At 43.5% G+C, this 2,955-nt stretch carries 4 protein-coding genes; 1 reads left to right on the top strand and 3 read right to left on the bottom strand.

Annotation, left to right across the window (positions count from 1 at the left end):
• Positions 1 to 195 precede the first annotated feature (195 nt).
• Positions 196 to 813, bottom strand: coding sequence for a 23S rRNA (uridine(2552)-2'-O)-methyltransferase RlmE (gene rlmE, locus A3756_RS11540; protein ID WP_068515313.1), 618 nt, complete (start codon positions 811 to 813; stop codon positions 196 to 198).
• A 143-nt stretch (positions 814 to 956) separates the two neighbouring features.
• Between rlmE and yhbY the strand changes: the two genes are divergently transcribed.
• Positions 957 to 1,259, top strand: coding sequence for a ribosome assembly RNA-binding protein YhbY (gene yhbY, locus A3756_RS11535; RefSeq protein ID WP_068515219.1), 303 nt, complete (start codon positions 957 to 959; stop codon positions 1,257 to 1,259).
• A 37-nt stretch (positions 1,260 to 1,296) separates the two neighbouring features.
• On the opposite strand, the gene A3756_RS11530 is transcribed toward yhbY, so the two are convergent.
• Together A3756_RS11530 and A3756_RS11525 are read right to left on the bottom strand one after the other, a co-directional pair.
• Positions 1,297 to 1,869, bottom strand: coding sequence for a DUF1285 domain-containing protein (locus A3756_RS11530; protein ID WP_068515227.1), 573 nt, complete (start codon positions 1,867 to 1,869; stop codon positions 1,297 to 1,299).
• A 2-nt stretch (positions 1,870 to 1,871) separates the two neighbouring features.
• Positions 1,872 to 2,768, bottom strand: coding sequence for a radical SAM protein (locus tag A3756_RS11525; RefSeq protein WP_068515229.1), 897 nt, complete (start codon positions 2,766 to 2,768; stop codon positions 1,872 to 1,874).
• Positions 2,769 to 2,955: the final 187 nt, after the last annotated feature.

The raw sequence follows: 2,955 nt of genomic DNA, 5'->3' as shown, positions 1-2,955 counted from the left end.
CAGTATCTTTAGATACTTAATTTACGATTAAACAAACTAATTTAGTATTTCCCGAAATAATATTCCGAGACATTTCAAAACTTACACGACATAAGTCGACAACAAAGCAAAACCAAAGTGGCTCAATATACCGCCTGATTTCTTAAATAGCTATGCCCTGACAGGAGTTTTAAACACCTTTAATTTGTAAGGCATTCAACCCTTAAACCCAACACCTACTTGATAGATTTCCCGCGAGCGGGCCCTTGAAGCGTCCGGCTTACGGCTATATACCTTAGTAAACATCTGTCGCATATCTCCAATCAAGGAGTCAAAGCCCTCCCCCTGAAAAACCTTAGCGATAAATGCGCCATTAGGTTTTAAAGTTTGTCGCGCCATATCCAGAGCTAACTCAACCAGATACATCGCATTGGGTATATCAGAAGCAGCATTCCCACTCATATTGGGGGCCATATCTGAGATTACAAGGTCTACTTGACCATCAATTTCTGCCATAAGACGATCAAACACGTCTTCTTCAGTAAAGTCACCCTGAACAAAAGTCACATCAGGCAAGGCATCCATAGATAAAATATCGCTAGCGATTACCTTTCCACTTGGCCCAACCAGCTCTTGCGCTACCTGAGTCCAACCACCAGGCGCTGCCCCCAGGTCAATCACCGTCATACCCGGCTTAAACAGGCGGTCTTTTTTTTGAATCTCTAACAATTTGTAGCTGGCACGAGAACGATACCCATCTTCCTGTGACTGTTTTACATACTGATCATCGAAGTGCTCTTTCAACCACTTGGAACTTGATTTTGAACGAGCCATACCACCCTCTTTAAAAATTCTCGCTGCCCTGTCAGAGCATAAGCCTGACATTTAGCGGCATTATCAATCAAATAAAATAACTGTTAGAATGCGCGCCGTTAATACTTTTACTTACTATACGATTTCTACTACGGGTTATTTTCATGAGCTTAAGTTCTGCAGACAAAAAACATTATCGCACTATCGCACACAACCTAAACCCGGTGATTATAGTCGGAGATAAAGGTTTAAGCGAAGGCCTAATGGAAGAACTGAATCGCGCACTCAATGATCATGAGCTAATTAAAGTTAAAGTAGCAATTGGTGACCGCGATGACCGCAGTGCACTCATCACTGAGCTGGTCGAACAAAGTGGCGCCGAGCTAGTTCAAACAATAGGAAAAATCGCGGTGCTACTTAAGAAGAACAAGAAGCCTAACCCTAAGCTTTCAAACCTAATTCGTTAACCTTAAAATACAAATGGGGTGCGACATACGCACCTCTCTAAAATTTAAAAAACTGCCCAGCACTCCAAACACCAAGCTCAGTATCTTGCTCCGAGCGCTCACAAATATAATCTGCTAACTCGTAATAAACCGGCCGACTCAATTTTGCCATAAGCCCATGTCTTACCTTCACGTATGGCGACGGTTCCTGGCGTTCGTTATAGCTTACCTCGAGCGGGTGATCTGCCGACAAGGTGAAGTAATCGCCTAGCTGGGTAGAAAAATGCAGCTTTTGCGCTTCACCCTCACCTTCGCGATCTACCATCACGACAACAAAGGGCGCATCATCCACCGTAATTTTCATTTTCTCGTAAGGCGTCACCAGGAAGAAATCTTCACCATCACGGCGTAATATCCGCGACAACAGGCGAACCACTGCCTGCCGCTCCATCTTGTCTCCCTGATAATACCACTCACCCTGGGAATCAATACGTATATCTATCTCGCCAACTCGCTCCGGCTGCCACGTTTCAACAGGTGGCAAGCTATCATCCTCGCCAACTAATTCTCTTATCTGGGTCGCGATTGTCGGTAGGTCCCTATGCAGCCCCTCACCATCTATTTTTGCCATAGTTATAGGCCTCGCTGCCACTCTTGCCTAAGAGGAATTGCACCAGGCTTATTCAAAGCCAGATCAATTTTACTTAGCATCGCTTGCTTATCTGCCCCTAAATTACCTTTTAGCACCAAATAATTAGACGCGTGGTCGGAACGGAATACTGTATTTTCCAGTTCAAAATTAGCAATCAGGGTACGAATCTCATGAAATAAATCCAATTGTTCTAATGGCTCGTAATCACCATTAAATCCAGCCCTAAAGCGCTCTTCACCCATCGGAAAAGAAACTACTAACGTCGATACAAACTCTGGCTGTGTTTCATTCATAAGCTTGGCAGAGTTAACGGCATGTTGCTTTGAAAACTTCTTGCCACCCAAGCCATTTAATATCATCACGGAAGACTTGATGCCTGCAGCTTTTAACTTGAGTAAGGCGTCTTTAGAGCTTTCGTAAGTCTCACCCTTAACCACACATTCCAAGACTTTGTCGTCACCGGATTCACAGCCCACATATACCATGCTTAGGCCTAACGCTCTCAACTCAGCCAGCTCTTCTACCGTTTTTTTCTTAATATTTCTGGGTAAGCAATAAGCAGTAACACGTTCTTTATCTGGAAAGTAGCGATTAATACACTCAAGTATTTCTTTGAGGCGGCGGAACGACAAAGTCATTGCATCACCATCTGCCAAAAAGAAACGCCCGACATTCGGCATGCTCTTCGCCACTGCACTCACTTCTTGCTCTATCTCTTCGATCTTTTTGGGCTTGAACTTCTTCTGTTCAGCTGTATACATATCGCAAAAGGTGCACTTATTGTATGAACAACCATTGGTAACTTGAAGAATCAAAGACTTAGCTTCTGAAGGTGGACGAAATACGGGCTCAATGTAATTGATAGGCAAATAATTCATAAAATAATCACGGCAACTATTGGTTGAATCTAATCGTTTATTCTAACACAAGTCTTTATTAGCGAGCTCTCTATGGGGCAAACTGAGCTCACGAACCTTATCGAGACCGGTAATTTCTTTAGTTTCGATACGATATTCCCCCCTAGCAAGTCCATTAGACTGAGTAGCAAGAGAGATAAAGCAGTCT

It is taken from the genome of Oleiphilus sp. HI0086, from assembly GCF_001635225.1.
This window is presented reverse-complemented; position numbering and strand designations above follow the sequence as displayed.

Bases quoted from the DNA above. Each gene is read 5' to 3' on its own strand.
- rlmE (WP_068515313.1), bottom strand. From the start codon at position 813: ATGGCTCGTTCAAAATCAAGTTCCAAGTGGTTGAAAGAGCACTTCGAT.
- yhbY (WP_068515219.1), top strand. From the start codon at position 957: ATGAGCTTAAGTTCTGCAGACAAAAAACATTATCGCACTATCGCACAC.
- A3756_RS11530 (WP_068515227.1), bottom strand. From the start codon at position 1,869: ATGGCAAAAATAGATGGTGAGGGGCTGCATAGGGACCTACCGACAATC.
- A3756_RS11525 (WP_068515229.1), bottom strand. From the start codon at position 2,768: ATGAATTATTTGCCTATCAATTACATTGAGCCCGTATTTCGTCCACCT.